Source organism: Lysinibacillus zambalensis, assembly GCF_040183165.1.
Taxonomy (GTDB): Bacteria; Bacillota; Bacilli; order Bacillales_A; family Planococcaceae; genus Lysinibacillus; species Lysinibacillus zambalensis.
Window position 1 is genome coordinate 1 of the sequence record NZ_JBEGDG010000007.1, and the last position, 26,957, is coordinate 26,957.

A 26,957-nucleotide genomic window follows, 5' to 3' on the forward strand; every position below is an offset into this window, starting at 1 on the left:
ACATTTTTTTTCACTCTTTTGATTTCAGTTGCAGCAGGATTCAGCGTAATATCTGATTCCACAACTATTTGAAGTGTCGGTTCTGCAAGTACAACTGGAATTTTAACAGTTGGAGCTGTAACTGGTGTAGCGATTAGTGGAGTAGCCTCACTACCTAATGGTACTAGTTCAGTTGATTCTACTGGACAAGGTGCTATTTGATTTAGATTTTCTGATTGTTCATTCAAAATAATTCCTCTTTTCATTTTTTAGTATTAGAGAGCGCTCTCTATATTGCTAGGATATGTAGCAATTAAATCTATGTATGGATGTGTATACTAGTTATTTTCTAATATTTTAAAAATGAAATTAAAAGATAAGAATTGAGCATCAAAGTTCTAGATCACTTGGTTTTAATTGTTTAGTTAACCAACATTTAGCCATTTCCGTGCGCTTTTGCTAATAAATCACAATATCAATTTACAACGTTTTTTAGTTAACTACACTAGTGTTAGGAAATTCACTATAATGTAAACTAAAAATTTCAATCTTCTACACAAGCACAAAAACAACAAAATAGACAAATGCTACAGGAACTGCATAAGAAGAAATACCTTTTAAACTCCATTTGTCCTCATCAGTTGACCAGAGAAAAATAAACAATGTTATCATGCTAATCCCGAAAGCGGCCGTAATAATATTTAATAATCCAATAATCCCCATCCCCTTTTCTATCCAACACATTACTATATTCTTAATAAATTGGGACAATGCTAACCGCTTGGCTGTTCTATCAATTAATGCATTGCGTTTACATAGCATCTCTCATATTGTTCAGGTAATGATTTCAATTTCGCTTGTATCTAAAATAATGAAACTTTTTTAACTCTTTCCCGTAAATACATAAATAACCAATTCAATGGAGGTGCTTAAATGAAAGATATTTTTAAAGGAATTCTAGCTGTAATCATAGCCTTAGCTATATGGGATGGAATTAAATACATATGGAATCTTTTTGTTTAAAAGCTGAGAAAACAGCCAATCTTTGGTTGTTTTTTTCTGTTTGAACAAATGTTTTCAATCTTCTGCTGAACAATTGCTTTCCGCCACACCGGATTTACATGCTCACAGGATGGAGGTTTATGTAAGTGTCTATTTAACAGTTAAGTCTAGAAATAATTATGAATTGTGTTATGCAATCGTCAAAAATGAAAACATTTCATTTTTGAAATTTTAAAAATAAGAAAAAGTACAAGGTAAGAATGGAAATAGGAAATAGTTTTGAAGAAGCTGCTCAAAAGGAGTTGTATGAGGAAACAGGATTAATTGTCCAAGAATTGAAATTGGTTAGATTAGCTTCAAGGAAAGAGTTGTATTACAAATTTCCATATGGGGATGAAATTTATAACGCGACGGCAATTTAAAGCAACTGCTGAAAAGGCATTATAAAGCAAAATGAGGAAAGTAAAGAATTAAAATATATCCCTTTAGAAAAACTTCCAAATTTAAATTACACAACATTGAAATTACTAGAAAAGGGTGGTTATATTGCAACTGATTAGATATAGCAGGCTATTATCACCATTAAGCTTCACCCCCAATCTAGTGCTTGTGCATAAAATTTCATACAAGCTCTTTTTTTACTTCCGAAAACTCAAGCAAGTGTCCTTTTCGATGATTTGTAGTAAATTAAAAGCCCATTAGGCTCTGAGTTATTCAGTCACCTAACAGGCAATTAATATAAGACTTTAAATGTTAGTCCCTTTGAAATTCATTTCAAACTTCAAACCTGATAAGACTACTCTTGAATAGCCGCTTCAAGTGCTACAACGATCATGTCGTTGAATGTAGTTTGGCGTTCTTCTGCTGATGTTACTTCACCAGTTAGAATGTGGTCACTTACTGTTAAGATAGAAAGTGCTTTACGGCCGTATTTTGCAGCTAATGTGTAAAGTGCTGCTGATTCCATTTCTACAGCAAGTACGCCGTATTTAGCTAATTTTTCGTTTTGGTGCTCATCAGAATAGAATAAATCTGCTGTGAAGATATTACCTACTTGTAAGTTTAAACCAGCATCTTTACCTGCATTGTATGCTTTTAATAATAAATCAAAGTCAGAGATCGGTGCGAAGTCGATAGCGCCGCCCCAAATGATTTGGTTCATACGTGTATCAGATGTTGCTGCTTGCGCTAAAATAACGTCACGAACTTTTACATCTTTTTGAATTGCACCACAAGTACCTACGCGGATTAATTTTTGAACATCATATTCTTGCATTAATTCTGTAGCGTAAATCGAGATTGATGGCACACCCATCCCAGTACCCTGAACAGAAATACGTTTACCTTTATACGTACCTGTATAACCAAACATGTTACGAACTTCGTTATAGCAAGTAACATCTTCTAAAAACGTCTCAGCAATGTACTTTGCACGTAATGGATCTCCTGGAAGTAAAATTGTGTCAGCGATTTCGCCTTTTTTTGCATTAATATGAATACTCATACTGCAATCCCTCTTTTCTGTCAGTTATCACTATAAATAATACTGTGTTTCTCGTATTTTCGCAACGCTAGACGTCTAGCAACTTGAAATAAATTTTATTATTTCCACTTATATCACGCGAGATCTACGTATAATGACCATAACTCATCAAATACTTCTATTTTTAAGTTATCTGTAGCGTAAGATTCAATATATGAAGATAGCTCATCAAAGTCCATGCTCTGCTTCGGAAAATTATGCTCATTGAACACTTCCTCTGCAAATCGCACCTTCGCATCTGACCAATCTCCACCTCTGAATGTCAATACATACAAATAAAAGCTCTTTTTCATACTTAAATCCCCTTTTTACTCATCTGCTTTCCGCTAGTTTATCAAAAAATACCTTCTTAGTCACAATAATATCGATTAAGTATTTTCTCCACTATAACTAGTGGCACAAACCGGACTTTCCTCACAGAAAAATAATACATATAATTTATCTGAAAAATGAAAATTATTAGAAAAAAGGGATAGAAATACCTATGAAAATAAGGTAAAATTTAAATCAACTATTCAAAAGTTGGAAGGTGATGACGATTAAAGACTCTCATAAACAAAGTAAATTCGTAAAGAAACGCCCATCTTTTTTTAAGAATAGCTTTTCAAAAAAGAAAAAAGATGATTCAGAAGATGATAGGCATAATATCCCTCCTATCAAAGAAAAACGACAACGTTATTACCATTTAATTCGAGGCAAAGTACTTATTATATTTGCTCTCCTCATTATTATAAATGGCACAATGGGTTTATTATCGTATATCAATATTGAAAATCTGCAAAGACAAATGAAAGATTTTACTGAGAAAAACGTTCAAGAACAATTAACGGTTAACCAACTTGCTTATGAAATTGCGAGGCTCACCAATTTAGAACAAGCCTATTTAATTACCGGGAACGGAAACTTCGCTACTTCTTATAAAATGAAAATTGATACCATCGATAAAAAAATGAAGACCCTAGAAAAGCAGTTTACAGAAAGAGAGCTAGAGTTAGGTCATACACAGGCGATCAATCAATATTATAAAAATTACCTTGAGTATTCTAGTAAGGTTATGACAATGCGTGATGAACTTGGACTTGAACAAGCTCGTAAACTTATGATGGACGGTGCTGGAGAATCGATGAAGGCGTATATTGATAAAAATATCGAGTCCATTAATGAAGTTATGGATGCTGCAAATAAAGCGAAACTAGATAAGCTTAACAAGCAAGTTACTCTATCTATCACTTCTTTCTTCTTCGTTTCAATACTTGGACTTATTGCCATTATTATTTTTGGTTATATGTTATTTAAATCATTAAGAAACAATACACAAGCTATTAACGACTCCATTCTCGATATTGCACGGGCTGGCGGAGACTTGACACGACGAGTTAAAGTTCGTAATCATGATGAGTTTTCAACTATTGCCACTTCAACTAATACACTAATTGAGTCAATATCTAATTTGATGAAACGTGTCAGTAATCTAGCGGACCACGTTTCAAGTAGTAGCCAAGAGCTAATGTCTTTAGCCGATGAAAACGCCCGTACTATACAGAATATTGCAGATGCTACGGCTGATATCGCATCTGATAGCGAGAATACGATTTCAAGTATGACGAGCGCGCAACAAAAAATGAGTGATCTTGAGCATTCTGTGCACCAGTTAAATGAGCAAGCTATTGCTGTTCAGCGTGCATCATTAGCTATGCAGGAGGCGGCTAATGATGGCAGTCGCTCCGTTCAACAATCTTCGTTTGTCATGCAAGCTATAGAAGAAACGATGTAATTATTAGTACAACGTTTAAGACCCTATAAGAATATCATAGGGTCTCTTTGTTATTTATTCTCTTCGCTCATGATTCTCTTCATTATTTTAGTTACTACTTTTCTACATCTCAATATAGCTTCCTCACTTGGCTCGTTGTTGGCAATAACTGTGCATTCGTACTTCCCTACTTTTAGTTTAGTTATTTTTCCACTAGTCATACGCAAATACTCTTCTTACGTTCAAATGTTATGTATGCAAAATCTATTCCATCTTCTTTGTCTGCTTCAAAATCAACAATTCTAAATTTCTTAATCATATCTAGAAAAGGGAAATAAGCGTCTGCCTTTTTAGCTTTACTAGATATAAAAGTTAAATAAACTTTATCAACATAATCTAGAGATTGTTTGTATATCTCCTCTCCCCCAATAATCCACAGATCTTTTTCTTGCTCCCCACTTAAATAATGATTTATAACTTTATCAAGTGAATGTTCAACTATTATATTTTTATTTACTTTGTAATTCTTGTTGCTAGATAAAACAACCATTTTACGATCTGGTAATTCTTTAGGCAAGCTCTCATATGTATTTCTTCCACTTAGTATGTAATTTTTTAAACCATAATCATTTTTTGAAGTTAATTCTCTAAATCGTTTCAAGTCTTTCTTTAGTCTATAAATCAAATTCCCTTTATATCCAATTGCGTAACTCTCATCTATTGCAACTATCATATTGATTGACATATACTCCTCCTACTTATCATTGACTTAATACGTGACTTGATAGTAAAATCAAGATGTGACTAAACCGAATTTTCCTGATTCACTTCTAAGTCACGTATGAGTGAGTGTCTTATTGGCATCTCACTCTTTTTATTTATCTTTCTTGGCATGAATGATATTCTTGTTATCATATACATTAACTACTTCCCATCCATCAGATTCTAATTGTTCTACCTCACTGTAATTTTTGTAATTGTAGTAGATATGTTTTTCTTTTGTTGACAATGAAGACACTATTACTGCAAAAACTAATATTCCTATACCTATCCATATATTTATTTTTGAAATAGAATGAGCTTTAAAATAAACACTCGTTGGGATTATTATCATTAGTAATAAAACTGCCACTACAACTGTCCATAAGTAATGATTAACTATCCATTCATTAATGATCAATTGACACTCCTTCCTTTTTATACATATGATTACACTGCTAATTCAAATTTAAGTTGTGGCAAAATTGGGTTATAATCAATTAACTCAAAATCCTTTTCTGAAATGTCATAAAAATTAGTGCCATCAGGGACATTTAGAATTAACTTAGGTTGAGATTGGACTTTTCTAGATTTTAATTCTTCTACTCGCTTCAACATTTCAATAGCGTTATCAGAGTGCTTGTCGTAGATATGAAGGTTTTGAGTTAGCATATTAAACTTGCCAACTTTCATTGAAGTGTGTTTAGCCACCATCATTTGAAGCGCTAAATATTGCATCCTATTTATGTGACCTGCTGTTAGGTAATCACTGCTACGAGATGTCAATGTCATATCTAAGTAGAAGTCCTCTTTTACTTTTCTTACGGTAAACATAGAGCTGTAGCAACACGGGTTCAAGCCATCTGATTCCTTAAAATCCTCATTCTGCCACATGGATAAGATATGTCTACGACCAAACTTGTTATTCATTAAACCGTCTAATAAATTATTTATTAAGTCATATTTCTTTACAGTTGCACCATATCTAATGCCTATTGAATCGTTTCCAATATCAAATTCATTCCACCAGTTAATATTGTAATTGTCACGTAGTAGCTTCAAATCGTTACTTTGATCCTTATAAATCCATTCAATTTCTCTAATGGCACTTTTAATTGCAATTGGGCGTAATTCTGTAATAGGAGTCTCACCTTTTGAAATATCATATGTTTCAAATACTGGACTGATAAATGCGCTATATGCAGGAGTTCCGTCTTTCCATTTAGGTCTAGGGTTATCGTCCATACATCCTTCATTAGCCAATCTAGTTAAGTTTTCAATCAGATACTTTTCTGCTTTATTTAATTCGGTCAACCTAATCTCTCCTCTATGTATAAAAATAATGAGAGTAGAAATCAATCCACTCCCATATAAACTTATGTATTTTATTTATTAAGAAGTTTCTTTAAAGCCTTTTTAAATTTACCTTTCTTCTTTTTCTTAGGAGCTTCCTTTACTGTTTCACTTACAACTTCAACATCCTCAATCTTTTCTTCTTCATTTTGAGTTACAACTTCTGGAGCAATTACTGGTTCTTCAACTTTCTTATCAAATTTCACAAATTTATTATTAAATCGTTCTACACCTGATCCATAGAAATCTTCAGAAGAAATTACACCATTTCCATTATATTGTGGTACAAATGATACTCCTTTTTGCTTTGCTTCTAACTTGCGTTCCTTACGTGATTTCATCATAAATAACATTCTCCTCTTTTTATAATATTTTAATTTTATGTATTTATTTATATTAAACGTATTTCTACGTGAATTTTATTCTACTATGTATTTCAATGCGTGTTGATTAGATTTCTTTTGTGCTTCTAGTTGATCCTTAATAATTTGCTCTATATCCTTCATTGCAATATTACGAGCTGCATTTACATCTGCATTAGCCTTATGACTACATTTTTGACAATGAAATGTTTCTTGGTTAGGTCTCCATTTGTCTTTATTACTTTTATTATGTATATGTCCACATTTATTACAACGAGCAGATGTATAAGAAGGATCAATTTCCACAACTTTAATTCCTACTTGTTCTGCTTTATATGTGATATATTGCTTTAGCTGATAAAATGTCCAAGTTTTCAAAAAGGTATTATCTTCTGAAATACCAGTCAAATCTTCTAACTGAATAGTACCACAACCCATTTTCACTGCTTCATCAATAATGAATTTTGACCAATTATGATTTTTAGTTTGTTTAAAGTTCGCAATTTTTCCACTAACCTTTTCTAATGCCTTAGTACGTGTCTTTATACCATGCCCAACTGAACCTTCTCCCGCCCATTTACGAGACTGTTGAATACGTTTTTTACGTACTAATACTTGATTTTCAAAATCCCTAATTTCCTTACCGTCTCCAACAAATTGGCGATAATATTTATCATGAGACACAGCTAACGTAGCAGGAACATTTACACCTACGTCGATTCCCATAACTTTATTTTCGTCTAATAAAACCTTTTGTGATTCAAACTGATATGTAAGTAGTAGATAAAATTTATTTTTAATTTTTGTAATTTTACTATCACACATCTTATATTTCTCATCCAAAATTCTATCTAGAATAACATTAGCACCATTACCAGTACGTAAAATTACATCTATCTGCCCTGATTTTAAGCCACGCTGATTTTTACCTTCATTCGATAATAAAGAAAATTTAGCAGTGTAAGTTTTAGCATTTAGTTTTGTTAAATTTCTAATTTGTAGTTTTCTAATAGGGAATGATCCATCACGTTTATAATTCGCAACTGATACTTCTCCTCGATTAATTAAAGGAGCATCTTTTTTAAATTTCTTTACTGCTTCTTGAATTGCAACATCAACTGTTGCCGATGATATAAAATCCCCAAATTCATCTTTTATTAGATTGTAAATATCAGGTGATAGTGTTTTCCCTAAGACATCTTTTTCTTTTGGGTACTTACCAAATCTATCATTATAACCAAATGAGAATTGTTGCCAATCCCACGCCATTGAAGTTGCTTTGTTTTTAAGTCTATATATTACATACTGTATATCTCTTAATAAGTTGTATAAATCTTTATCATACTTAATTTCATATTTCATTGTTTTAGTTACCATTATTTCTCCCCTACCTTTTAGTTTTTTGGTGCGAGTAATACAGTGATTTCATGTTTACTTATGGTTCGCACTATTAGATTTTATAATTATTAACTCGCTTACATACTTATATGAATTGCTACGTATTGTGTATTTTTTACATTTAAATTTATTAATTCTCTCTATTTACATACTTATATGAATTGTTACAGCGGGATTTATGTATATCTAATCATTAGTGTTGTATATGTAAATTTATCGAGTGTATTAGATTTTTATACTATTACTCATTATGTATTTCTTACTTAATCTTACCTTCTCGATATAGTGCAGGAGAGTCTGCACAGGTAGTTTTATTATTACTTATTAAATTCTTTATTTTGTTAATTCTTTTCAATACAGAGTTATGACTTATTATCTAATTAAAGAGATTACTAAGTACGATCTTCCTTCTCATATGTACAATAATATATTAGATTTTGTTTGCGAATTTTTCATATGAGATTACCGAGTGTAGAATCTTTATTTTCGATCATTTATATGTATTTCTATACTAATATGTATCCGAATCACTTCTCGCCATTATTCGCTTAATGGACTGGTATTACGCATGAAAGTCTACGCTATCAATGGAACAAGTACTAATTTTCTATTGATTTTATTTTAGGTATTTGCGGTAAGTAACTGGTGATTGATGTACTCTTACCGCAAATATTATGTATTTAATTAACTAATTTCAGTATAACATCTTATTTTCATAATTCAATATTTTTATGTATTTTATTATTTACTATAAGACAGCTTACATTTCATTTTCCCTATTTTTAGTAATATCAAAATAGAAATAACCTAATTTCTTCATCATTATATTTATACTCATCTTTCACATTGTAATTAATTGTTTTAGAGTAAATACTTGAGTTAAATATTTCATACCCATTCTGATGATCAATAATGCCTACATCAATAAATGAATAATGTGAACGATGACCTCTAGCCTGTGTAGACAATCGATGATATTGTAGAATGACTTGATGTCCATTTTTCAAAATTTCAATCTCATATTCATTATTACATCGATACTTCCTAACTACTGTTTCACCAATACTTAGGTCATCCATATATTTTACTGTTCGCTTTATGTTGTCAGAGAAAAACATTACTTTTTCCTTTAGTGACAATTGAAGTATCAATAAATTTCAACATAAATTTATCTCCTTTCGATTTTAAATAATATCCATGTATTATTGAAAGTCGGTGATACAAATATAATATTCATACCACCAAACAATTCAAATAATCATAATTACGATATAGATTTTACTTAGTTAGACTATTATTAATTTGACGTTGAATTTCCACTTTAATTCGTGACTCTGGAGCGAAAAATGAATCTGATTTCATAATCTTACCATTTTCATCCTGTTTGGCATATTTATCACCGTTTTCATCAGTAAACAACTTAGAGTCGTTACTTTCTTTAATGATCTCAATAATAGGTTGAATATCGATTCCTGACTCTACACAATCACCAAGTAAGAACCATAGCTCGTCACCCAAACCATCAGCTAACGCTACAAGTTTTTCAGTTCGATCTGTAATAAGAGGTTTCCCCAATTGTTTTGCCATAGCTTTATCTAAATACTCATGCAACTTAGTCACAGCATTAATGAAATCAGCTTTATCATCTGAGATTGAATATAGTTGCTCTACTGCTTCCTCAATTGATCCCCATCCTTTACGGTTAGTAAATCGTTCTAAAGTAGGTAGAGTAGGAGTTGATTCAGCAGGATGTCCAAATGTGATTTGAAAATCCTCAACGATATTTTGTAATTTATTTGAGTATGTATTTGTCATAATTATATATTTCCCCTTTTATTCTGTGAGTTATTTGTTTATTTAATATATTATCTAACTATGCTTCACAACTACTACATAGTTTATCTTTACTGAATTGTTGAGCCGCATTTGTACTATGTTGGTAATAAAGAGTTTTAATCTCATTTTTCCATGCAAAGATATGTAAATCATTAATTTCCTTTGCTGTCATTTTAGGATTAACCATAATATTTAATGATTGTCCTTGGTCAATAAATTTTTGACGCATTGCGGCTTGTTCTAATACTGCATATTGGTCAATCTCAGCGAAAGTTTTAAACACTTCTTTCTCATGCTCAGAAAAGAAATCTAAATGCTGAACAGAACCATCATTACTACGAATACTATTCCAAGTTTCTTTATTATCTTTTCCATAAGATTCTAATACCTTTTTGAGATATGGATTACGAATAGTTACTTTTGCTTTAGCAACATCTTTAACGTATACATTACTGAATTGAGGTTCGATTGATTGAGAAACTTGACCCAGAATGAATGCTGAAGAAGTTGTTGGCGCTGTCGCTAAACGGGTACTATTACGTCTGCCATAACCTTTTAGTAGTTCTGGTTCTTCAAATATTTCGGCTAATTCTTTGGAAGCTTTTAATGATTTTTTATCAATTAATTTAGCAATACGAACATTCAGCGTAGAAGCTTCTACACTTTCAAAAGGAATCATTTTAGATTGTAAAAGCGAATGCCATCCTAATACACCTAAACCTAATGCTCTGTGATTTTTAGCAAAATTATAAGACCGTTCCATATATTTGAAAGCATCTCGTTTTTCTTGTTCATCGGAATCTCTCATAGCTTCCAAATCACTAATGAATTCAGAAATAACAGCATCTAAGAAATAAATCATAGTTTCCACTGCATCAGTATCCTTCCACTCATCAAAATGTAATAAGTTCATAGAAGATAAACAACATACAAATGACTCTTTGTCATTGTTTGGTAATTTTATTTCTGTACATAAATTACTTTGATTAATTTTCATATCCTTATCTTTATATACATCTACAGTATTATTATTGACTGTGTCAGTAAAGAATATATAAGGATAACCAATTTCTACACGACTCTGAATAACTTTAGCCCAAATAGAACGCTTATAAGTATCTCCTGCAATCATCTCTTTCATCCATTTATTAGTAACAGTTACTCCATGAGTCATTTTTTGAATAGGATTACCTTCACTTCCTATTTGTAAAAATTCTTCAATATCAGGATGTTCAATAGGCAAGTATGGAGAAAATGCACCTCTCCTCATACTACCTTGTGATGCAACATCAATGAGAGTTTCAAACATATTCATAAAATGAACTGCTCCTGAAGATTTACCATTATCTTTTATTTCTGCTCCGCGATGACGTAAGTTTCCAAAGTAACCGGAAGTTCCTCCACCAAACTTACTCATCATACCAACTTCTCCATGAGTAAATAAAATATTAGCCATATTATCATCAATATTACTCCCAAAGCAACTAATACTTAATCCCTTATTATTTCCGAAATTAGACCAAACTGGAGAAGATAATGAATAATAACCTTTACTTAAATATGTATAAAACTTATCAGAGAATCCTTCAATTCCTAAAATTTTCTCAGCATGGTCAGATATTTCTTTTAATCGTTGTTCAGCACTAACTCCTTCTTTTAAATATCCACCTTTTAAAAAGTTTCTACTATTTTCGTTTAACCATTCAAATGTCATAAGTTTATTAGACTCCCTTTTTAATAATATAATTTGGCAGTTTTATAACATACCAAGGTTCTATTATTAATTAAACAAATCATCTACTCCGATGCTTTTAGTTCTCTTAGTATAATTAACTGAACGTTTATCAAAGAAATCTACATGTTTCGTACTTTCTAATTCATCAGTGAACCAATCTGTCTGTTCTACTAATTCTTCATTGATTTCAAAAATAGGTTCAAATCCAGTACTCTTTAGTGAGTTATTTAATCTATTTTTAATAAACTCTATAACTACTTCTTTAGGTAAGAAATCTAAATCTCCATCTTCATATATCCAATCCACTACAGACACTTCTGATTCAAACGTATTCTTACAAGCTTCATAAACTTTATTACTCAATTCTCCATCGAACCATTCAGGATTTTCATTTCTAATAATATCAACTAATTCAATACCGAACATTCCGTGTAATTGTTCTTCTTTAGATGTAGCTTCAATAGCATTAGACATACCTTTAAATAAATTCTTATACTTATTGAACGACATGATAATTAAGAACTGAGAGAATAGGGATACGTGTTCAATAAATAACGAGAATAGAATAAGTGATAATGTAAAATCTTTATTACTCTCAGTTTTAAGATATTTCACAGCACTCGTTAAGCTATTAACTCTCTTTGATAAAGTTGGAATTTCTTGGATTTTTTCAAACTCATCATTTAACCCTAAAATTTCTAATAGGTGAGAATATGCATCACTGTGCCGTACTTCTGACTCTCCAAAAGTAGCACCTACTGCACCTACTTCTGGTTTTGGCATCCGATTATGTAAGTCTCCCCAGAAATTCTTAACGGTTACTTCTACTTGAGAAATTGCCAACATTGCATTCTTAATTACGTTTCGTTCCTTATCGCTAATATTAACTTTATAATCATGAATGTCTGAAGTGTAATTAAACTCAGTATGTAACCAATAAGAGTGTTGGATAGCCTCTTTATACTCATTTAATTGAGGATACTCATAAGGCTTTAAGTTTACACGACTCTTAAAAATATCAGGTTTTCTTTCTTGTGATCGCTTTTCCCGATAAAGGATATATGCCTTAGCTGTTGCTTTATACTTAGAATTAAGAAGAACCATTTCTACAATATCTTGCACATATTCAACTGACAATTCAATTTCTCCATAATTTGATTTACTCAATGCTTCTAATACATCTTGAGCAAGTACCTCTGACTCTTCACTGTCAAACTCTCCTGTTTCCCTCCCTGCTTTGCTAATAGCATTAGTAACCTTATCTAGTTTAAATTCGACTATTGAGTTATCTCTCTTCTTAATTGTTTTTGATAATGCCAAATTAGTTCCTCCTTGTTTATGTATCTGATTGATTCACTTTAATTGAAATTGCTAATCTTCTTCAAGGATTTCTTTGATGATTTCAATTGGCTGAATTCCATTTAATTTTATTTGACTACCATCACTATCTATTAGTATCACTGGTACACTTGATAAATCATATTTCTCAATTGCCTCTGCATCTTTAGCAATGTCTATTGTATCGAATGGAATACCTTCTCCTTCTAAGATGATTTGCATTTTATTGCAATCTGGACACATTGGTGTTGAACGTTTAATTAATGTTAACTTATTTTTCAAAATACCATCCTCTTTCTATTCATGTGTATTATTTATGTATTTTTTTAATTAATAGTTAAGTAAAATCTGTTCAACAATTTCCTTTGTTGTCAGCTTACCTGTATCAAATTTAACCACTTCTAAATGTTCAACCTTATGTAATGCTTCTTCGTATTTGTATTTAGCATATTTTAACTTTTCTAATGAAACATACTCATCACCACGAATATTGAAACGTTGTTCCAATACTTCATCATCTGCATACAAGTAAATGATTGTTGCCTTATCCTTCATTTCTTTCTCTATAATCCTGCGTTGCCCATCTGATAACATTGCAAAGTCATCATACATGGGCGCATACACTTCATTACAATATGTAAATCGATCAAATATGATGTTTTCCATCTTAGTAAACTCTAAGAACTTTTCAAATAGCTCATCTCGAGTGCATTGTGAATGCTCAAAACTTGATCCTTTCACAACTTTGAATTCTGTAATGCCTGAAAGCATATCCACTAAACTCGTCTTACCACTACAATCTGTACCAATCACAACATAATTTATATTTACCACCACAGTCCTTATGTATTTTAATTCAATTACCTAACTCTCGCTTAAGATATTGCTCAAAGGTAATTCCCTCATTTTCTAACACTTTGTTATTTACAAATTTATAACCATAAAACTCTAAAGCTGAATCATTGATCTTCATAATCTCATCTCCTTTACTTATTTATAATCTAATTATAACACCGCATTTTAATTTCGCAAACATTTTATGTATTTTATTATTTAATTTTAATAACCATCAATGTAACTTACTTCAAAGTAAAGTCCATATTCATCTTCACCATAAATGAATTGCAAATCTGGATACCTTCCTATTTTATTCGATATGTAATCTTTTGTTTCTGTGAAGAACCATTCCAATTCACTTTTCTCGAATACGCTACAATATATCTTATGGTAAAGTTCTAACTCATATTTAAATGATTCATCACGTAAAGTGTTAGCGTTCATGTAATATCTAATTGCAGTCTTATTGTTATAAGTAAATTCATCTTTGATGTGATTGTATAAGTATTTATAAAAGGGCTTCTTAAATACAGTATCTCTAACTTTAGATTTTAATTTTCTAATTCGTTTATTCCACTTTATTTTACTTCTAAATGTCATTACTCGTCACCCTCTTTAAAATTGAGTAGAGAAAGAATATTATCAATCTCCACTCAATTATTATGTATTATTTTAGACTTCCAATAACTCTAATTTGAATGTTATGTCGCCCCAATTGAGCTGCACGAGCTTCTGAGTCAACTAAGATATCGGCATTAAATCCTTTTATTCTTCCACCTGTATCTCCAACAACAGCTTTAAAGCTCTCATTTGGTGTTTTCACTTCGACAATAGACCAGAGTGGAATTGTATTTGGATCTAAAGCAATAATACGATATCCGTTATAATATATTGTATTATTCACATTGATACCTACTGCAGTAATCCCTGAACACTGATAACAGTTAGCTCCATAATATGATCCGTTGAAAGTCACCCAACCTGACTGACTACTGTCATCAACTTTTTTATTACTATTAACATTCTGTACTGACTGTTTCTTCTTTTCATTTGCTAATCTAACTTGTTCAGCTTTCTTAGCTTCTTCTATTCTCTTTGCTTCAGCTAATTGTCTTTCCTTCTCAATCCTAGCCAATCGTTCTTGTTCAAGTTTAGCCTGTCTTTCTTTTTCTAATTTCTCTAAGCGTTGACGTTCTAACTCCTCTAACCTTTTTCTCTCTTCCTCTTTCAAACGCTCATATTCCTTATGGAATGATTCAACTTGATAAACAATTGAATTCTTTTTAATATCCTCCATACGTTTAATGACATTTGAGGATTCTGATGTACCAACTTTATTACTCTCTTCTATAGCCTGTGATGCAAACCAAGCCCATCCTAATGTACATGTAATAAGTGTTGGTACTGTTAAAGTTTTAGTTAGTTTTTTCATTTATTCGCTTATTCTCTACAAAAAATTGTCTCATTTGAAGCTCTAATGACAATATTGAATTGTGCGCTTCTCTTGCAGAAATAAACTCCCTACCTTTCATTATGTATTTTATTATATTAAATATCATAATTTACTAAAATGTTATTTGTCAATCATTTATATTTCCGTAGATCAATACATCAGTTTTATCTAAATTATTAGTTGTAGAAATTATGTAACCATTACTCAATAACACTTCAGTAAGTTTATTTTCATCATATCCTGATTTAACTGTTAGGTTATATGGTTGTTGTTTAATATCATCTAAAGAATGTTCAATTGAGTTATAACAAATCTGATCTTCTTGAATTGCTAATACTGTTCCATCTTCATTTAATTCGAATCCTTCAGTATACAGTAACTTTTTAAACTCTTGAGTATAAGTATTTTCACTCCCAAATGATATCTTTCTAGGAGAATTAGATTTGAACCGTTCATATAAATTCTTCACTACTTGCTCATCATATGTATAGTACTTTACAGACACATTCCTAATTTCTACTTTCACATAAGACAGATCATCTGCTGTTAAGATGTTCATTATCGTCATAATCCCACTCCTTATTATGTATATTCTTAAATAATATATGGTTTTTATTTAACGTTTAATTGTTCTAATTTAAATGAATCTGGAATCATAATTAAATTGTGTTTATTATCAAAAGCATATTTAACTTTCCGCAACACTTCTTCTCTAAAAGTCCTTGGAATATTTAGAGAATGTTTGATTTGAAGCATTCCGTCACTATCCATAATTTCTAATTTGAATTCATCTGGGAGCATTAGTACATTAGTATTTGTACATAATCCATCTTTAATTGCATCGAAAAACTTATTTTTAACAACATACGGTACTTTGTCGGATACTGTTACAAAATAAATATTTTCTCCTTTCACTTTAGCGCTTAAAACATGGCTCATTTCATTCTTTTCATTATTGTTCGATTCAAAACATGCTTTCCATACACTGGACAATGCTTCTTCAATAGCCTTTGCAGTTTGAGACGTATTTTTAATAAACTTTTCTACATCAGAATTGTTAATTAAAGTTTCATTCTCGTGAATCTTAATTAATTTTACAGCACTATTATCTTCTTTATAAACTAATGATCCATCATCGTTAAGAATAATATTTTCTTGTAATAACTCTCCTAATAAAGCGTCTTTAAGAGTCATACCAACTCCTGTAGCATCTAATCTAATCTCTTTAGGTCTATATAGCTTAATCATCGTTAAAATAAGTTTCGCTAATTCATTGCTACTAAAATTATCTATATCAAGAATATTCGTATACATACCGTTATTCGATCTGTAATTTCCTAATAAGCATATGTTTGACGTACAAGTTCTACTTGTCATTGGTAGTCTGTAATCAATTATTATTGAACTAATGTCTACCATAGGTGACAACTTCAACTTATGCTTGTCGTTAATATTTATAGTGATATTTGAAACTCCTGAAATTTCTACTTTAAATTTTTCGACTGTCATATGTAATTACCATCCTTTATTGTTTTATGTATTTTTATAAAAGCAAACTATTATTTAACTACTAATACGTATTAACTGAAGTAGAAAACACGCTCTTTCTCAATACCCCGTCTAGCATAAGTAGTTAGTACATTATCAACTAAATATGAATCGTTTTCTAGAAGTTTTTCATCAACGTGTACCGTATTACAACGAATACCTCTAGTATTTTTACTTGGATATGTATACTTGTATATGTCGTAGATACATTCGTACGAAGCTTCCGATTTATTGTTTTTAGATTTCACTACAAATTTATCTCCAATTAATTCATCTATTTTTGCTAATGCTTTCTCTTTATTCTTAGAAAACACATAGTGAATCTTTACTTCATTATCTTTCCTTAAATTACTCAGTACCCATTCAACGCCCCTATTAAATTCAATATCTTTAACTAATTTGATTAGATGATCACTTTGTGAACTCATAATTCATTTCCTCTTTTCTATTATTTTTATGTATTTTATTTAAAATCAAAATATTACTTAAATAAGCCCACCTTGTTTTTCTTTAGATTCTTCAAAACAATCGCAGATACTGTTTTGAAATCCTTTGTGTCATGATCAAAATTTATTGTAAGTGTGCCTGTTATAGTATGAAGTCCGTTTATCTCGTTTAGTATGTCGTTATAGTGCTTTTCCCAATAATTCATTTCACACTGGAGTTTTTTTAGAACACTTTCATTTTCACACTTCTCACAATTAATGAGTTCTAGATGCTCATCTCTACGCTCTTGAACATATTCCTTATATACATTGATAATTTTATCTACAATATTTTTTGTATCCAACTTATCTTGATTATCAATTTCTTTTAATCGTTCATTAATATTCATTTTAGCTTCATCGAATTGCTTATCGATAATGTCTTTTACTATGCCGGTATCATTAAAATCCCATTTATGCTTATTTTCATCAAACTGAACTGTTTCACCTTCAACGATTAAATTATTCAGCTTTTGATATTCATTTGCTAAGGTGTCAATATATCGATTATTGAGTAATCTGCTTTCAATTTCCAAAGGATTATCATTGATCATTTGCTCAAGTTTAATTAAATCTGTTAAATCTTTAGTTGCAATTGCTGCACCACGCTTATCATCAGAAAGAATAGTACAATGATATAGATCTTTTTTTAATTTTGAACTAGCTTCATCAAGTACTGACTTTGTCACTTCCTTAAATTCATTAATTTCCTTCTCATACTTCTTTGTTAAATAAGCGTTATAAGCATTTTGTAAAATTGTCATAAATGTTTTTCCCCATTCTGATTATGTATTTTTTATTTTAAAGGTTCTAATTTAGTCAACTTATCAGGAATGAAAATATCAAAAACAGTTTCATTCCAATAATTATTACTTGCAATTTCCTGATTAATTTCGATAATTTTTTCTGTAATTGTAGCTCTTTCTAGTTCACTCACTTCATTACTTCGTACTACATCAATAGTCCTTTTCAACTCATTGTAATTGTTGATATTTGAATCTGCCATTAAATGACTTATAAATAATACACTAACGGCAACCAAGCATGCTATACCACTAAATGCACTAATTATTACACCTGTAATTGCAATAAACTCATTGTCATTTAATTTAAACCAAACTAAAAGTCCCAATCCGAATAGCAATAAAATACTACCCAAAACTATCATTATTGATTCCACCATTCTTAATTAATATTGTCATTTTATTTAGCACTTTTCTTTTAGCTCTAGCTCAAAATCATCTGATGTAATTGCAAATACATGTGAAAACTCACTAAACTTATCTAAATCAACATTGATTCCTACTCCAGATGTTAGAATTGATTTTTCAATAATGATTTTGAAATCATGAGAAACTTCGCCTGTGCTACTATATAAATCACCTTCAGCAATTAACTTAAATTCTTTGTAATTTGCAATTGAGTCAGTCGTTTTAAATTTGATCTTTGTTGTCTTAGGTGTTAGTTCTTTTTCAAAATCAGACAAACTATCATTATCTTTTACTTCACCAATAGCTTTCATTAGTTCAATATCAAATTCAACCGTATTAATTGCGAAATAAGAATCTTTTCCATTATGAACTAACGCACCTTTTGTAGCAGCGTCCAACTTCGTGATAAACTTACCCTTCTCATCAAAAACTTTTAAATCCATTACATTCATTAAAAAATTCTTCATATAAGTATTCTCCTCTAGCGTAAGTCGCCACCTATTTTATTTTTGTACTGTCATATGAGAAGTGTATTTTGATCCAGTAGTATGATTCTTTTGCTTCTTTGTAATCCATTATCATCAAATTATGAATTCCTGTTTTAAATAGACAGTATATATGTTTCCAATCTTGCGTATCAAAACTAAGTATGCGTTTTATCATATTAACTAATCACAACCCAAAGCATGTAACCGAAATAGACCATTGTAATAAAACGTGTAAAGTATGAATAAAATCCAGTCTTCTCTTTCACTTCTCGTTTTTTACCTGTAATTCGTGAAAACAGAATCATAAACATTGCTACTAAAAAGTCAATAATGTACAGTCCCAACATTGAATATGTCGGATACAAATATGTATCGTGCTTTAATGCGAACAATAAATAAATCAATTCACCAAGCGCATAAGTTAATGCGAATGTGATATATAAACACCCTGCTCCAACTAAATCTTTATCTTCAATTTCACCTTTATTTTTTTTAGTATCACTTAACCGAAATACTTCTGCACTAAATACGGATAACGCCCACCAAACAATCATTGCAATTGTAAAAAACAACATCCATTAATCCTCCTATTTTCGTCTAATTGTATTTTTGTATTTAGGCTTACGATTTTCTGTAAGCTTTTCAAACTTACCTTTCCATGTGCTGATTACACGTTTAAGATGTTTAATCTGTTTGTTCTTATTTACGAGTTGTTTCTTGAGGTGAAAGTTTTCTGCTTCAACCTTTTTATAATATTCCCATACAGTTTGTTCAGTTAATGTTTCCCAATCTTGCATAAGAATCATCTCCAATTATGTATTTGATAATACTAATCTATTATTTAAAATCTAATTATGTATTCATCAATCTATTTTCAGCATATAAACATTGTTCATTTGATATTTCCGTTCCTATGTAATTCAAACCTAAGTTCTTACATGCATTTGCTGTTGTACCTGTACCCATAAATGGATCATAAACTAATGAACCTTCCTTAGTGTACATAACCAATAACTTTTCACATAATTCCGTTGAAAATGTCGCTTTATTTAATTTGGTTGAACCGTCATTATTTTTAGCTTCTATGTAATTATAGACGTTTTCGAAATTCTTCTGACCTGTACGCTCAATAACGCTTACTACTTTTTTATTAGAATCGAATGTTTTAAATTCATTTTTACGACAGAAAACAAATACATATTCGCAAATACGAGTCAATTTATTAGAACTTCTATTGTTTGGTATTGCGCTTCTCTTCTTCCATACAATTGAATCAGCCAATGTAAAATTGGTTTGCTTGATAATCTCAGCGACAGTTAAAAACATCAGTGTTGTATTTTCACTTGAATAGGACATATTGTAAAGCACATTTCCATTTGGCTTTAGTATTTTATCAAAACCATTAAACAAATCAACAGTCCAATCAATATATTCGTTATCTGTTTTATTATCTTCGAATCCTTCATATCTACTATTATACTTATCTTTAGACATTGTATATTTATCTGTCCTTGAGGTGTTATATGGCGGTGATGTTAATACTGTATCTACTTTTAAATCCGTTTTATTCATAAATATCATACAATCTTCATTATGTATTTGATTTATTTCCAATATAAAACTCCTCCATTTTCAATAATATTTAATTTTTATTAAAACTTTTATGTATTTTATTGTTTAATTTCTTCCTTATCAGCTTTCTTCTTGCTTGAATTCTTCTTGATTCCCATGAACTGATTAATTCGATCATTGGATAAATCAATATAAAATTGCCTGTCTAAATAATCTGGCACTGTTTTTTGTGTAACATCTTCATTATCAATAAACACCTTTTCAGATGTATTTTGAAACTTAGCAGGATTAGCTCCAGACTTCTTTTTAAATAAACCACCATCTTCATCACGATTAGATGCAAATACACGGAAAGTTTTATCCTTTAATGCATACCCACTCCCATCGTTCCACATCATCTTAGTTGAATATTTACCTGTAGATTCATTTAATACTTTTCGTTTTGAGAAAGTACAATTCTTCCAAGCCCCTTGATCATATGCAGAGGTTACTTTTACAATCTTTTGGAATTCACGTAGCTTATTACATTCATTAATGGTTTCTTCAACAGGCTTATTTTTCAAGAAATATGCTATTACAGCTTTATTGACAATAGGTAAATCATAATCAATATCACTTAATGATTTAACAAACGCACCCTTTGCCTTCCATCGTTCTTTACCGTTAGGGTAATACAATCCCCCTTCTGGTACTAAGATATAATTATTTACATCTTTTTGTATGATTCTGTTAAATCTATCCCACTCAAGGTCTAGTCGAGTCCTTACTTCCCATTCTTTAGCTATTGATTGTACTATTTCAATATCTTCTTCTCTTTCTACTTTCATAAAAATACCATCTGTATTCTTTTGAAGAATCTTACAGTGACCTTCTAATTTTTCAGCCAAATCAGTAAGTAGTAGTTGTCCTGCAATACAAATAGCGTTGCTCATTCTTTCATCATACATTGCATTAAATTTATCTTTGAAAGTACCAAATGTAGCATTAAGTACGATTTTTAAAGGTTGTTGTTTTGGATTTTTCTCAGCTTTTAATTTCAAACGTTCATTTCTAATATTTATGTATTTATCTATACTAGGAACATTTCTACTCATGTAATTATACTCAATGATTAGTGCAGGATACATTGAGCTTATATCACAAGCTAGAATAATACCACTTTCATCAATATTCTTTAAAGCTGAATGAATACCACCTATACCATAATCAGTTGGTACTCCTGCAATAACTGTTTCTAATTTCCTACCTTTATTTGTTACAGGGTCAATGTAGGATGTGAATTCATTCTCGTACCACTCTCTCACATAATTATATTTATCTAAAACTAATGTGTCTGGGATAAGATGATCAAATGCATCTCCTCTATCATCATGCTTTTTTGCATCTAATATATAAGCAGATAATTGCGCTTTTGTTTTATTGAATAGTGTCATATCTAAATCAAATGCTTCAATTAATTGTAGTTGACTATCAAATTCATGCCTTAATCTCTCAAATACTTTGATAGTCTCTTTAACGTCATGAATACAATATTTAATTAAGTTCTTTTCTTCTTCATCAGTTAATTGCCTATCAATAGTGAATGGAACTGAAGATTCTTGGATATCACTACCCATGAACCCTTCTAATGTTTTTAATGGAACAGGTGGATTTGGCATAATATCGAAATTATTTAGAGGTAATCGAAAAGCATTTCTAACAACATTATGTCCTTTTAATTTATGTTCAATTAATTGTTCACTGATATAACCTGCATCCATATCTAACATTAATCCCTTGAATATGTATTGGTCATATTGTCTAGAATTATATCCAACAAAAATAGAATCTTTAAATTGATTATAGAATTGAATTAATTCATTAACACTATTCTTGATCAATTTACCTTTCCTTGTATCAAAATCAATAAATACAACACACCACCATGATTGTCCTGTTCTGCTGTCTTTTAGTTTAGATAATACTTCAAAATCATAGAAGAATATTCGCTTATTTTCTAACAACTTACTCAAATAAACAACCACCTTTACTTGCTAATTATTATAGTAAATCATCTAAATCTGATAAGGTATCTTTCTTGGTTAAATTTAATTCATTTATGTATTTTTTTCTATATGAGCATGTTAACCTATGTCCACATAAATTGTTACAATAGAAAGAATCTTTTTCAAAATCTAAAGGTTTCCATTCTGTTTCATCATTTTTATTTTTAGATTGAATTTCCTCGATGGTCGTATTAACGTAATTCTTCAACTCTTTTATATTCTCCTCATTTACTTCATAGGTAACATAACAATCTTCCAACCAATATTTCTCTTTAATATATGAAGGTAAGTTGTCAATAGAGTTTTCTTTCAATGACTCTTCAATTAAAATATCAACCTCTAAGTCATCCATTCCTTCTTTTAACATTTCCTTTTCTAAAGTTGATTTCATTTCTTTAACCCATTTTCCACGATTACACATCTTGCGTTTAATTTTTCCGTTCTTTTGCATGTAACAAACATACAAATATTTGACCATACACCATTTAACTTCATTAATTTTTGCAGAAGTTGTTGATTCTAATCCTATTTTATACATTAGTAATTGTCGACCTGCTTCAATCCGTTTCTTTCCACTGAATTTAGATGATGTTTTCCAGTCAATTACATTTACATCTTTATTGTTTTTTTCATTTTCAATTACTTGTATAGCGTCTACATATCCTTGAATATAATGTTCTCCTAATTGAAAAACAATTAATTTTTCAAGTACAAACTTACCATCTAATTTAGAGAAATTTTCGGTGAAATGTTTTACATCTTTCACAAAGTTATCTCTGATTAAATCTGAGGGGAAATCTAGTCCAAGAAGTTCATTTTCAGCCATCAAAATATCGAAATCATTTGAAAATGTATGTTTAACTTCATCATCACCTTTGTAATATTTTTCGACTTTACCATGTATAAATGTACCTGGTGATGAGTAACAGTTTTGAATGCCTTTATTTTTTAATATGTATGAATTGTAATATTCAAATTGGCAATTGTCATAAGTATTAATTCGTGATATTGACCATACTATATGACCATCTGCACGTAATTGCTTTACCTTATCTTCTGCTTTTACCAATTAATCATCTCCTATACTTTAATCAAACAATGCTTTAGTAATCGTTTATAATCTTCTTTTGGTAAGTCTACTGGACTCATCTTTGAATCTTTAGGCAGCCAAAGATTATTTTTATCATATATGTAGAAAACTTCATTTTTGAAATATCTGCTCATCTTTAGCTTTTCACTGATAGATATGCTCACTTCTTGAGATAATCCTTCGTCCATACCTACAATTATTTTTTCTGTAAATAAAGATTTGATATTGTTTGCTTGATAATCAGATAAATTACTTCCCCCTAATCCTAAACCTAATGGACTTCCCATTGAGTCTAGGATCATAGGTGATTTTTCACTTTCAAAAACATGGCATATTCCTTTATTTTGAATGCTTCTATAATTCTCACTGAATCCAAATAGTGTTTTACTTTTTGGAAATGGAATGATCGGAAACCATTTATTTTCAAATTCATTTACTTCTCGTTTATTTAATCTGCCCATTACTCCACATATCTCACCTGATGTAGTTCGCCAAGCGCATGTGATTCTGTCACTCATTACATCATAACCAATTTTAAACTTGTCTTGAGTTTTGAATGATATACCATCTTCATAAAACATTTTGTTAGGCAGCATGGCATATAAATCTAAAATTGATTCATCATATATTTCTAATTTAACACCGTTATTTTCACGAAATCTTTGAATCTTTTTATAAAATCCACCGAAAGGTAATTCATAATCATTCTGTTCGACTTCTTCAAATTTGACAATTTTTGAAATAAACTCAATTGTCTTTGGAAATGACAACTTCTTTTTATCTTGAACAAGAGTAATTAAGTCACCTTTTAAATTTGTACTAAAACATGATGCTTGCAGAGTTTCCTTGTTTATTCTTACTGCTGTAGGGTTTTTCCCCTCTTCTCTAGCGCATCGATATTCAATTCCTCCACTGAAATTATCGCTAATTTCATGAAATCCTGCCTTTTCTAAAATTAATTCAATTAATTCATCATTAACTTTTATGTAATTTTTTAGTGCATGTACATTCATTTAAGCACCTCACCATTATGTACAACTATGCTGAACGTTGGTGTTTTACTGTACAATAACCAATCTCTCTCCAAACATTCCATGCTCCATCAAATTGATTTACTATACAAATTTCACCCTCATCGTTACGTGTTTTATCTAAGAATAAAATTCTGTATTTTTTTTCTGTATCCAAAGTTATGTATTCTTTATTTTTAGTCAATTTACCTGTTATTGGATCACGTTTGAATTTATATGGCTTAATATCAAAATTTTCACCTTCAAACTCATCATCCCAAATTGAACGCATAAGTATCAATTCTGAAACAACTTCTTTTACAGCCTTTGCTCCTGATAATGTGGTTGCATTTAAGTATCTTGTACCTTCAGTATGTAAAGCTAATTGCATTGTAATAATTACACTAATATCCTCTTTCTCTGCCACTTGTAACAATTGTTTAGATGCCTCTACTAACTCACCTGTAGCATTATTTGATGAAGCGTCCTCACTTTTAAATGTGTCATATAGAACATAACTGTATCCCTGTTTAGCCATTTTTCGTGCGATCCTTTTGACATCTTCAATGCTGTAGTCAAATATCTTAGCAAATTTTATTCGATGATTATAATGAGTTTCTTGATACTCTTTAGCCTTGTACAACATAGATAACTCTTCTTCATTAAAATTACCCATTTTTAATTTCTTACGAGTTATCTTGAAATAGTTCATTTTTTGAGTAAGGATAGTAATTAACAATATATTCTTCCATGCTTTGATGTTCATCTCATTAGCTATTATTACTATGTTCTCTCCTGCATCTAATATTGGAAACACATATGTAGCCATACAGTATGATGTCTTACCTGTACCAGAATATCCAGCGTACACTTGTACGTTTGACTTATGTAAACCAAGAGTATGATAATTCATTAGCGGAGCAGTAGATGAATAACTAAGTCCTTTTCCTGTACCGGCATGACATTCTAGAATAAACTCTTCATCAATAGATAAATCTTCAATCTTTACTCCTGCACCACGGTTAAGAAATACATTATCTAGTTGATATTCAAAGTAGTCATACAATTGAGAAGTATTCATTTTATGAAACTTTTTAATCTCATTTACTACATTGAATCCTTTATCATGTAATTTCATAAGCATGTTGTTTTTAACTAGTGAGTCATAATATGTATCTATGTTATTTTCATTTAAAACTGCTCTCATATTATCCACTTCTTGTATTCCACCTCGTCTAATGAATCCTTCCATTAAAACTTCATTATTATGAATAAACGAATGAATACTTGCATCATCAAATGATTTATAACCAACGTTATACATTTCTTTACCTAATGAATAAAAGAATTTTCCATCAGGTAACATTAAATCTTTACTTGGATTAACTTCTCCCGCATAATCATCGTATAGCTCTGGATCTTTCCATAGTGACATAACAAACGACATTTCTAATGCTTCTCTAACGTCTGTTATTTCTTTTGGATAATCACTCAATTGTTTAACTTGTTCAACTATCATTAATAATCACCCTCATCTAAGAATTGCATAATTCCATTATTTTTAGGTACGTTACTAGTAATATTTTCAGTTATTAAATCATCCATAATTTCAGACTCAATGACATGAGATTGTTGTTTTTGTTCAAGTTGCTTCTTACGTTTCCATAGTTTATATGAATCATTAATATTCTTCTCAATAATAAGCATTATGTAATTAACTATATGTTTTTCGTCTTCGAATTCCTTTTTCGATATATAGTTTTGAAGATAATTCGTTAATGATTCTACACATGACTTGATTACCTCAAAATCATAATTTTCATTTAATTTACGAAGTCTTTTCTTTAAATTTGGAGGAATAATTTGACCTAAATCATAATTTAAAATTTCCACAGCAATGTATACATATAACTTATTAAAATTGTCAGTAATTACTTTGTCATTTTGTTTCTTTGTATTAAGTTTATTTAAATAATCTTGATATAACTTATACTCAACTTCATCACAAGTATATGAGTACTTGCTATTTTCACTTACTTTAAATGCAAACATTTCACTATTCTTTTTCTCAGTTTTACACCATTTACATTTAACTGAATATGCCATATTTCACCTCTTGACAACATTGTAGTTTAAATTACAAGGAGAATGAATATAACA

32 protein-coding genes and 1 pseudogene are annotated in these 26,957 nt (G+C 30.4%); 2 read left to right on the forward strand and 31 right to left on the reverse strand.

Annotated elements, in window-relative coordinates; genetic code table 11:
* A pseudogene (locus ABNX05_RS10725) lies at positions 1-227 on the reverse strand (CsxC family protein); the annotation flags it as partial.
* Positions 228-531: 304 nt separating this feature from the next.
* The gene (locus ABNX05_RS10730; RefSeq protein ID WP_349659723.1) at positions 532-723 is read right to left on the reverse strand and encodes a hypothetical protein; all 192 of its coding nucleotides are present in this window, start codon (positions 721-723) and stop codon (positions 532-534) included.
* A 518-nt stretch (positions 724-1,241) separates the two neighbouring features.
* On the opposite strand from ABNX05_RS10730, the gene ABNX05_RS10735 reads away from it, so the two are divergent.
* Positions 1,242-1,403, forward strand: a complete 162-nt coding sequence (locus tag ABNX05_RS10735) for an NUDIX domain-containing protein (protein WP_349659724.1) — start codon at positions 1,242-1,244, stop codon at positions 1,401-1,403.
* A 374-nt stretch (positions 1,404-1,777) separates the two neighbouring features.
* Here the strand turns inward: ABNX05_RS10735 and deoD are convergent, their stop codons facing one another.
* A complete protein-coding gene (deoD, locus tag ABNX05_RS10740) occupies positions 1,778-2,485 on the reverse strand; it encodes a purine-nucleoside phosphorylase (protein ID WP_349659725.1) in 708 nt (235 codons plus the stop codon).
* A 113-nt stretch (positions 2,486-2,598) separates the two neighbouring features.
* Positions 2,599-2,817, reverse strand: coding sequence for a YozE family protein (locus ABNX05_RS10745; RefSeq protein WP_323650052.1), 219 nt, complete (start codon positions 2,815-2,817; stop codon positions 2,599-2,601).
* A 239-nt stretch (positions 2,818-3,056) separates the two neighbouring features.
* Here ABNX05_RS10745 and ABNX05_RS10750 point away from each other — a divergent pair, with 239 nt between their 5' ends.
* On the forward strand, positions 3,057-4,298 hold the full coding sequence (locus tag ABNX05_RS10750) for a CHASE3 domain-containing protein (RefSeq protein WP_349659726.1): 1,242 nt from the start codon (positions 3,057-3,059) through the stop codon (positions 4,296-4,298).
* Positions 4,299-4,494: 196 nt separating this feature from the next.
* Here ABNX05_RS10750 and ABNX05_RS10755 read toward each other — a convergent pair whose 3' ends face one another.
* The 27 genes from ABNX05_RS10755 to ABNX05_RS10885 all read right to left on the reverse strand — a co-directional run bounded on the left by ABNX05_RS10755 (position 4,495) and on the right by ABNX05_RS10885 (position 26,903).
* Entirely contained in the window at positions 4,495-5,022 is a 528-nt protein-coding gene (locus ABNX05_RS10755) for a dihydrofolate reductase (RefSeq protein ID WP_349659727.1), read from the reverse strand.
* 129 nt (positions 5,023-5,151) lie between these two features.
* Complete coding sequence (locus ABNX05_RS10760; protein ID WP_349659728.1) at positions 5,152-5,457, reverse strand: hypothetical protein; 306 nt, start codon at positions 5,455-5,457, stop codon at positions 5,152-5,154.
* A gap of 29 nt (positions 5,458-5,486) precedes the next feature.
* Entirely contained in the window at positions 5,487-6,350 is an 864-nt protein-coding gene (locus tag ABNX05_RS10765; RefSeq protein ID WP_349659729.1) for a thymidylate synthase, read from the reverse strand.
* Between the two features lie 71 nt (positions 6,351-6,421).
* On the reverse strand, positions 6,422-6,733 hold the full coding sequence (locus ABNX05_RS10770; protein ID WP_349659730.1) for a hypothetical protein: 312 nt from the start codon (positions 6,731-6,733) through the stop codon (positions 6,422-6,424).
* A 75-nt stretch (positions 6,734-6,808) separates the two neighbouring features.
* Positions 6,809-8,128, reverse strand: a complete 1,320-nt coding sequence (locus ABNX05_RS10775; RefSeq protein ID WP_349659731.1) for an RNA-guided endonuclease InsQ/TnpB family protein — start codon at positions 8,126-8,128, stop codon at positions 6,809-6,811.
* A gap of 812 nt (positions 8,129-8,940) precedes the next feature.
* Complete coding sequence (locus tag ABNX05_RS10780) at positions 8,941-9,288, reverse strand: hypothetical protein (protein WP_349659732.1); 348 nt, start codon at positions 9,286-9,288, stop codon at positions 8,941-8,943.
* 139 nt (positions 9,289-9,427) lie between these two features.
* Positions 9,428-9,964: a pyrophosphohydrolase domain-containing protein gene (locus ABNX05_RS10785; protein ID WP_349659733.1), complete on the reverse strand. Its 537-nt coding sequence runs from the start codon at positions 9,962-9,964 to the stop codon at positions 9,428-9,430.
* Positions 9,965-10,022: 58 nt separating this feature from the next.
* A complete protein-coding gene (locus ABNX05_RS10790; protein ID WP_349659734.1) occupies positions 10,023-11,699 on the reverse strand; it encodes a ribonucleoside-diphosphate reductase subunit alpha in 1,677 nt (558 codons plus the stop codon).
* Between the two features lie 66 nt (positions 11,700-11,765).
* Entirely contained in the window at positions 11,766-13,040 is a 1,275-nt protein-coding gene (locus ABNX05_RS10795; RefSeq protein WP_349659735.1) for a ribonucleotide-diphosphate reductase subunit beta, read from the reverse strand.
* A 51-nt stretch (positions 13,041-13,091) separates the two neighbouring features.
* Positions 13,092-13,340: a glutaredoxin domain-containing protein gene (locus ABNX05_RS10800; protein ID WP_349659736.1), complete on the reverse strand. Its 249-nt coding sequence runs from the start codon at positions 13,338-13,340 to the stop codon at positions 13,092-13,094.
* A gap of 48 nt (positions 13,341-13,388) precedes the next feature.
* Positions 13,389-13,892 carry a hypothetical protein gene (locus ABNX05_RS10805; protein ID WP_349659737.1) on the reverse strand — a complete coding sequence of 168 codons (504 nt, stop codon included), beginning with the start codon at positions 13,890-13,892 and terminating at the stop codon, positions 13,389-13,391.
* A 225-nt stretch (positions 13,893-14,117) separates the two neighbouring features.
* Positions 14,118-14,495: a hypothetical protein gene (locus tag ABNX05_RS10810; RefSeq protein WP_349659738.1), complete on the reverse strand. Its 378-nt coding sequence runs from the start codon at positions 14,493-14,495 to the stop codon at positions 14,118-14,120.
* Positions 14,496-14,562: 67 nt separating this feature from the next.
* Positions 14,563-15,327 (reverse strand): 3D domain-containing protein, encoded by a 765-nt coding sequence (locus ABNX05_RS10815; protein ID WP_349659739.1) that lies wholly within the window; start codon positions 15,325-15,327, stop codon positions 14,563-14,565.
* Between the two features lie 148 nt (positions 15,328-15,475).
* On the reverse strand, positions 15,476-15,916 hold the full coding sequence (locus tag ABNX05_RS10820; protein WP_349659740.1) for a hypothetical protein: 441 nt from the start codon (positions 15,914-15,916) through the stop codon (positions 15,476-15,478).
* A 44-nt stretch (positions 15,917-15,960) separates the two neighbouring features.
* Positions 15,961-16,857, reverse strand: coding sequence for a hypothetical protein (locus ABNX05_RS10825; RefSeq protein WP_349659741.1), 897 nt, complete (start codon positions 16,855-16,857; stop codon positions 15,961-15,963).
* A gap of 71 nt (positions 16,858-16,928) precedes the next feature.
* Positions 16,929-17,324: a hypothetical protein gene (locus ABNX05_RS10830; RefSeq protein ID WP_349659742.1), complete on the reverse strand. Its 396-nt coding sequence runs from the start codon at positions 17,322-17,324 to the stop codon at positions 16,929-16,931.
* Between the two features lie 53 nt (positions 17,325-17,377).
* The gene (locus ABNX05_RS10835) at positions 17,378-18,145 is read right to left on the reverse strand and encodes a hypothetical protein (RefSeq protein WP_349659743.1); all 768 of its coding nucleotides are present in this window, start codon (positions 18,143-18,145) and stop codon (positions 17,378-17,380) included.
* Positions 18,146-18,177: 32 nt separating this feature from the next.
* Positions 18,178-18,549: a hypothetical protein gene (locus ABNX05_RS10840; protein WP_349659744.1), complete on the reverse strand. Its 372-nt coding sequence runs from the start codon at positions 18,547-18,549 to the stop codon at positions 18,178-18,180.
* A gap of 39 nt (positions 18,550-18,588) precedes the next feature.
* Complete coding sequence (locus ABNX05_RS10845) at positions 18,589-19,059, reverse strand: hypothetical protein (RefSeq protein WP_349659745.1); 471 nt, start codon at positions 19,057-19,059, stop codon at positions 18,589-18,591.
* Between the two features lie 197 nt (positions 19,060-19,256).
* Positions 19,257-19,655, reverse strand: coding sequence for a hypothetical protein (locus ABNX05_RS10850; protein WP_349659746.1), 399 nt, complete (start codon positions 19,653-19,655; stop codon positions 19,257-19,259).
* A 12-nt stretch (positions 19,656-19,667) separates the two neighbouring features.
* Positions 19,668-19,877, reverse strand: a complete 210-nt coding sequence (locus ABNX05_RS10855; RefSeq protein WP_349659747.1) for a hypothetical protein — start codon at positions 19,875-19,877, stop codon at positions 19,668-19,670.
* 55 nt (positions 19,878-19,932) lie between these two features.
* The gene (locus tag ABNX05_RS10860) at positions 19,933-20,694 is read right to left on the reverse strand and encodes a DNA-methyltransferase (RefSeq protein WP_349659748.1); all 762 of its coding nucleotides are present in this window, start codon (positions 20,692-20,694) and stop codon (positions 19,933-19,935) included.
* A gap of 56 nt (positions 20,695-20,750) precedes the next feature.
* Positions 20,751-22,664 (reverse strand): DNA polymerase family B protein, encoded by a 1,914-nt coding sequence (locus ABNX05_RS10865; protein WP_349659749.1) that lies wholly within the window; start codon positions 22,662-22,664, stop codon positions 20,751-20,753.
* A gap of 28 nt (positions 22,665-22,692) precedes the next feature.
* On the reverse strand, positions 22,693-23,766 hold the full coding sequence (locus ABNX05_RS10870; RefSeq protein ID WP_349659750.1) for a PD-(D/E)XK nuclease family protein: 1,074 nt from the start codon (positions 23,764-23,766) through the stop codon (positions 22,693-22,695).
* Positions 23,767-23,777: 11 nt separating this feature from the next.
* Entirely contained in the window at positions 23,778-24,800 is a 1,023-nt protein-coding gene (locus ABNX05_RS10875) for a hypothetical protein (RefSeq protein ID WP_349659751.1), read from the reverse strand.
* A 25-nt stretch (positions 24,801-24,825) separates the two neighbouring features.
* Positions 24,826-26,316: a DnaB-like helicase C-terminal domain-containing protein gene (locus tag ABNX05_RS10880; protein WP_349659752.1), complete on the reverse strand. Its 1,491-nt coding sequence runs from the start codon at positions 26,314-26,316 to the stop codon at positions 24,826-24,828.
* Positions 26,316-26,903 (reverse strand): hypothetical protein, encoded by a 588-nt coding sequence (locus ABNX05_RS10885; protein ID WP_349659753.1) that lies wholly within the window; start codon positions 26,901-26,903, stop codon positions 26,316-26,318. Before ABNX05_RS10885 ends, ABNX05_RS10880 begins: the two co-directional genes overlap by 1 nt.
* Between the last annotated feature and the right edge of the window lie 54 nt (positions 26,904-26,957).

What these genes read in the sequence shown, in the direction of transcription:
- ABNX05_RS10730 (WP_349659723.1), bottom strand. Translation starts at nt 723, where the DNA reads ATGTGTTGGATAGAAAAGGGGATGGGGATTATTGGATTATTAAATATT.
- ABNX05_RS10735 (WP_349659724.1), top strand. Translation starts at nt 1,242, where the DNA reads ATGGAAATAGGAAATAGTTTTGAAGAAGCTGCTCAAAAGGAGTTGTAT.
- deoD (WP_349659725.1), bottom strand. Translation starts at nt 2,485, where the DNA reads ATGAGTATTCATATTAATGCAAAAAAAGGCGAAATCGCTGACACAATT.
- ABNX05_RS10745 (WP_323650052.1), bottom strand. Translation starts at nt 2,817, where the DNA reads ATGAAAAAGAGCTTTTATTTGTATGTATTGACATTCAGAGGTGGAGAT.
- ABNX05_RS10750 (WP_349659726.1), top strand. Translation starts at nt 3,057, where the DNA reads ATGACGATTAAAGACTCTCATAAACAAAGTAAATTCGTAAAGAAACGC.
- ABNX05_RS10755 (WP_349659727.1), bottom strand. Translation starts at nt 5,022, where the DNA reads ATGTCAATCAATATGATAGTTGCAATAGATGAGAGTTACGCAATTGGA.
- ABNX05_RS10770 (WP_349659730.1), bottom strand. Translation starts at nt 6,733, where the DNA reads ATGATGAAATCACGTAAGGAACGCAAGTTAGAAGCAAAGCAAAAAGGA.
- ABNX05_RS10775 (WP_349659731.1), bottom strand. Translation starts at nt 8,128, where the DNA reads ATGGTAACTAAAACAATGAAATATGAAATTAAGTATGATAAAGATTTA.
- ABNX05_RS10785 (WP_349659733.1), bottom strand. Translation starts at nt 9,964, where the DNA reads ATGACAAATACATACTCAAATAAATTACAAAATATCGTTGAGGATTTT.
- ABNX05_RS10790 (WP_349659734.1), bottom strand. Translation starts at nt 11,699, where the DNA reads ATGACATTTGAATGGTTAAACGAAAATAGTAGAAACTTTTTAAAAGGT.
- ABNX05_RS10810 (WP_349659738.1), bottom strand. Translation starts at nt 14,495, where the DNA reads ATGACATTTAGAAGTAAAATAAAGTGGAATAAACGAATTAGAAAATTA.
- ABNX05_RS10815 (WP_349659739.1), bottom strand. Translation starts at nt 15,327, where the DNA reads ATGAAAAAACTAACTAAAACTTTAACAGTACCAACACTTATTACATGT.
- ABNX05_RS10820 (WP_349659740.1), bottom strand. Translation starts at nt 15,916, where the DNA reads ATGACGATAATGAACATCTTAACAGCAGATGATCTGTCTTATGTGAAA.
- ABNX05_RS10825 (WP_349659741.1), bottom strand. Translation starts at nt 16,857, where the DNA reads ATGACAGTCGAAAAATTTAAAGTAGAAATTTCAGGAGTTTCAAATATC.
- ABNX05_RS10830 (WP_349659742.1), bottom strand. Translation starts at nt 17,324, where the DNA reads ATGAGTTCACAAAGTGATCATCTAATCAAATTAGTTAAAGATATTGAA.
- ABNX05_RS10835 (WP_349659743.1), bottom strand. Translation starts at nt 18,145, where the DNA reads ATGACAATTTTACAAAATGCTTATAACGCTTATTTAACAAAGAAGTAT.
- ABNX05_RS10840 (WP_349659744.1), bottom strand. Translation starts at nt 18,549, where the DNA reads ATGATAGTTTTGGGTAGTATTTTATTGCTATTCGGATTGGGACTTTTA.
- ABNX05_RS10845 (WP_349659745.1), bottom strand. Translation starts at nt 19,059, where the DNA reads ATGAAGAATTTTTTAATGAATGTAATGGATTTAAAAGTTTTTGATGAG.
- ABNX05_RS10850 (WP_349659746.1), bottom strand. Translation starts at nt 19,655, where the DNA reads ATGTTGTTTTTTACAATTGCAATGATTGTTTGGTGGGCGTTATCCGTA.
- ABNX05_RS10855 (WP_349659747.1), bottom strand. Translation starts at nt 19,877, where the DNA reads ATGCAAGATTGGGAAACATTAACTGAACAAACTGTATGGGAATATTAT.
- ABNX05_RS10875 (WP_349659751.1), bottom strand. Translation starts at nt 24,800, where the DNA reads ATGAATGTACATGCACTAAAAAATTACATAAAAGTTAATGATGAATTA.
- ABNX05_RS10880 (WP_349659752.1), bottom strand. Translation starts at nt 26,316, where the DNA reads ATGATAGTTGAACAAGTTAAACAATTGAGTGATTATCCAAAAGAAATA.
- ABNX05_RS10885 (WP_349659753.1), bottom strand. Translation starts at nt 26,903, where the DNA reads ATGGCATATTCAGTTAAATGTAAATGGTGTAAAACTGAGAAAAAGAAT.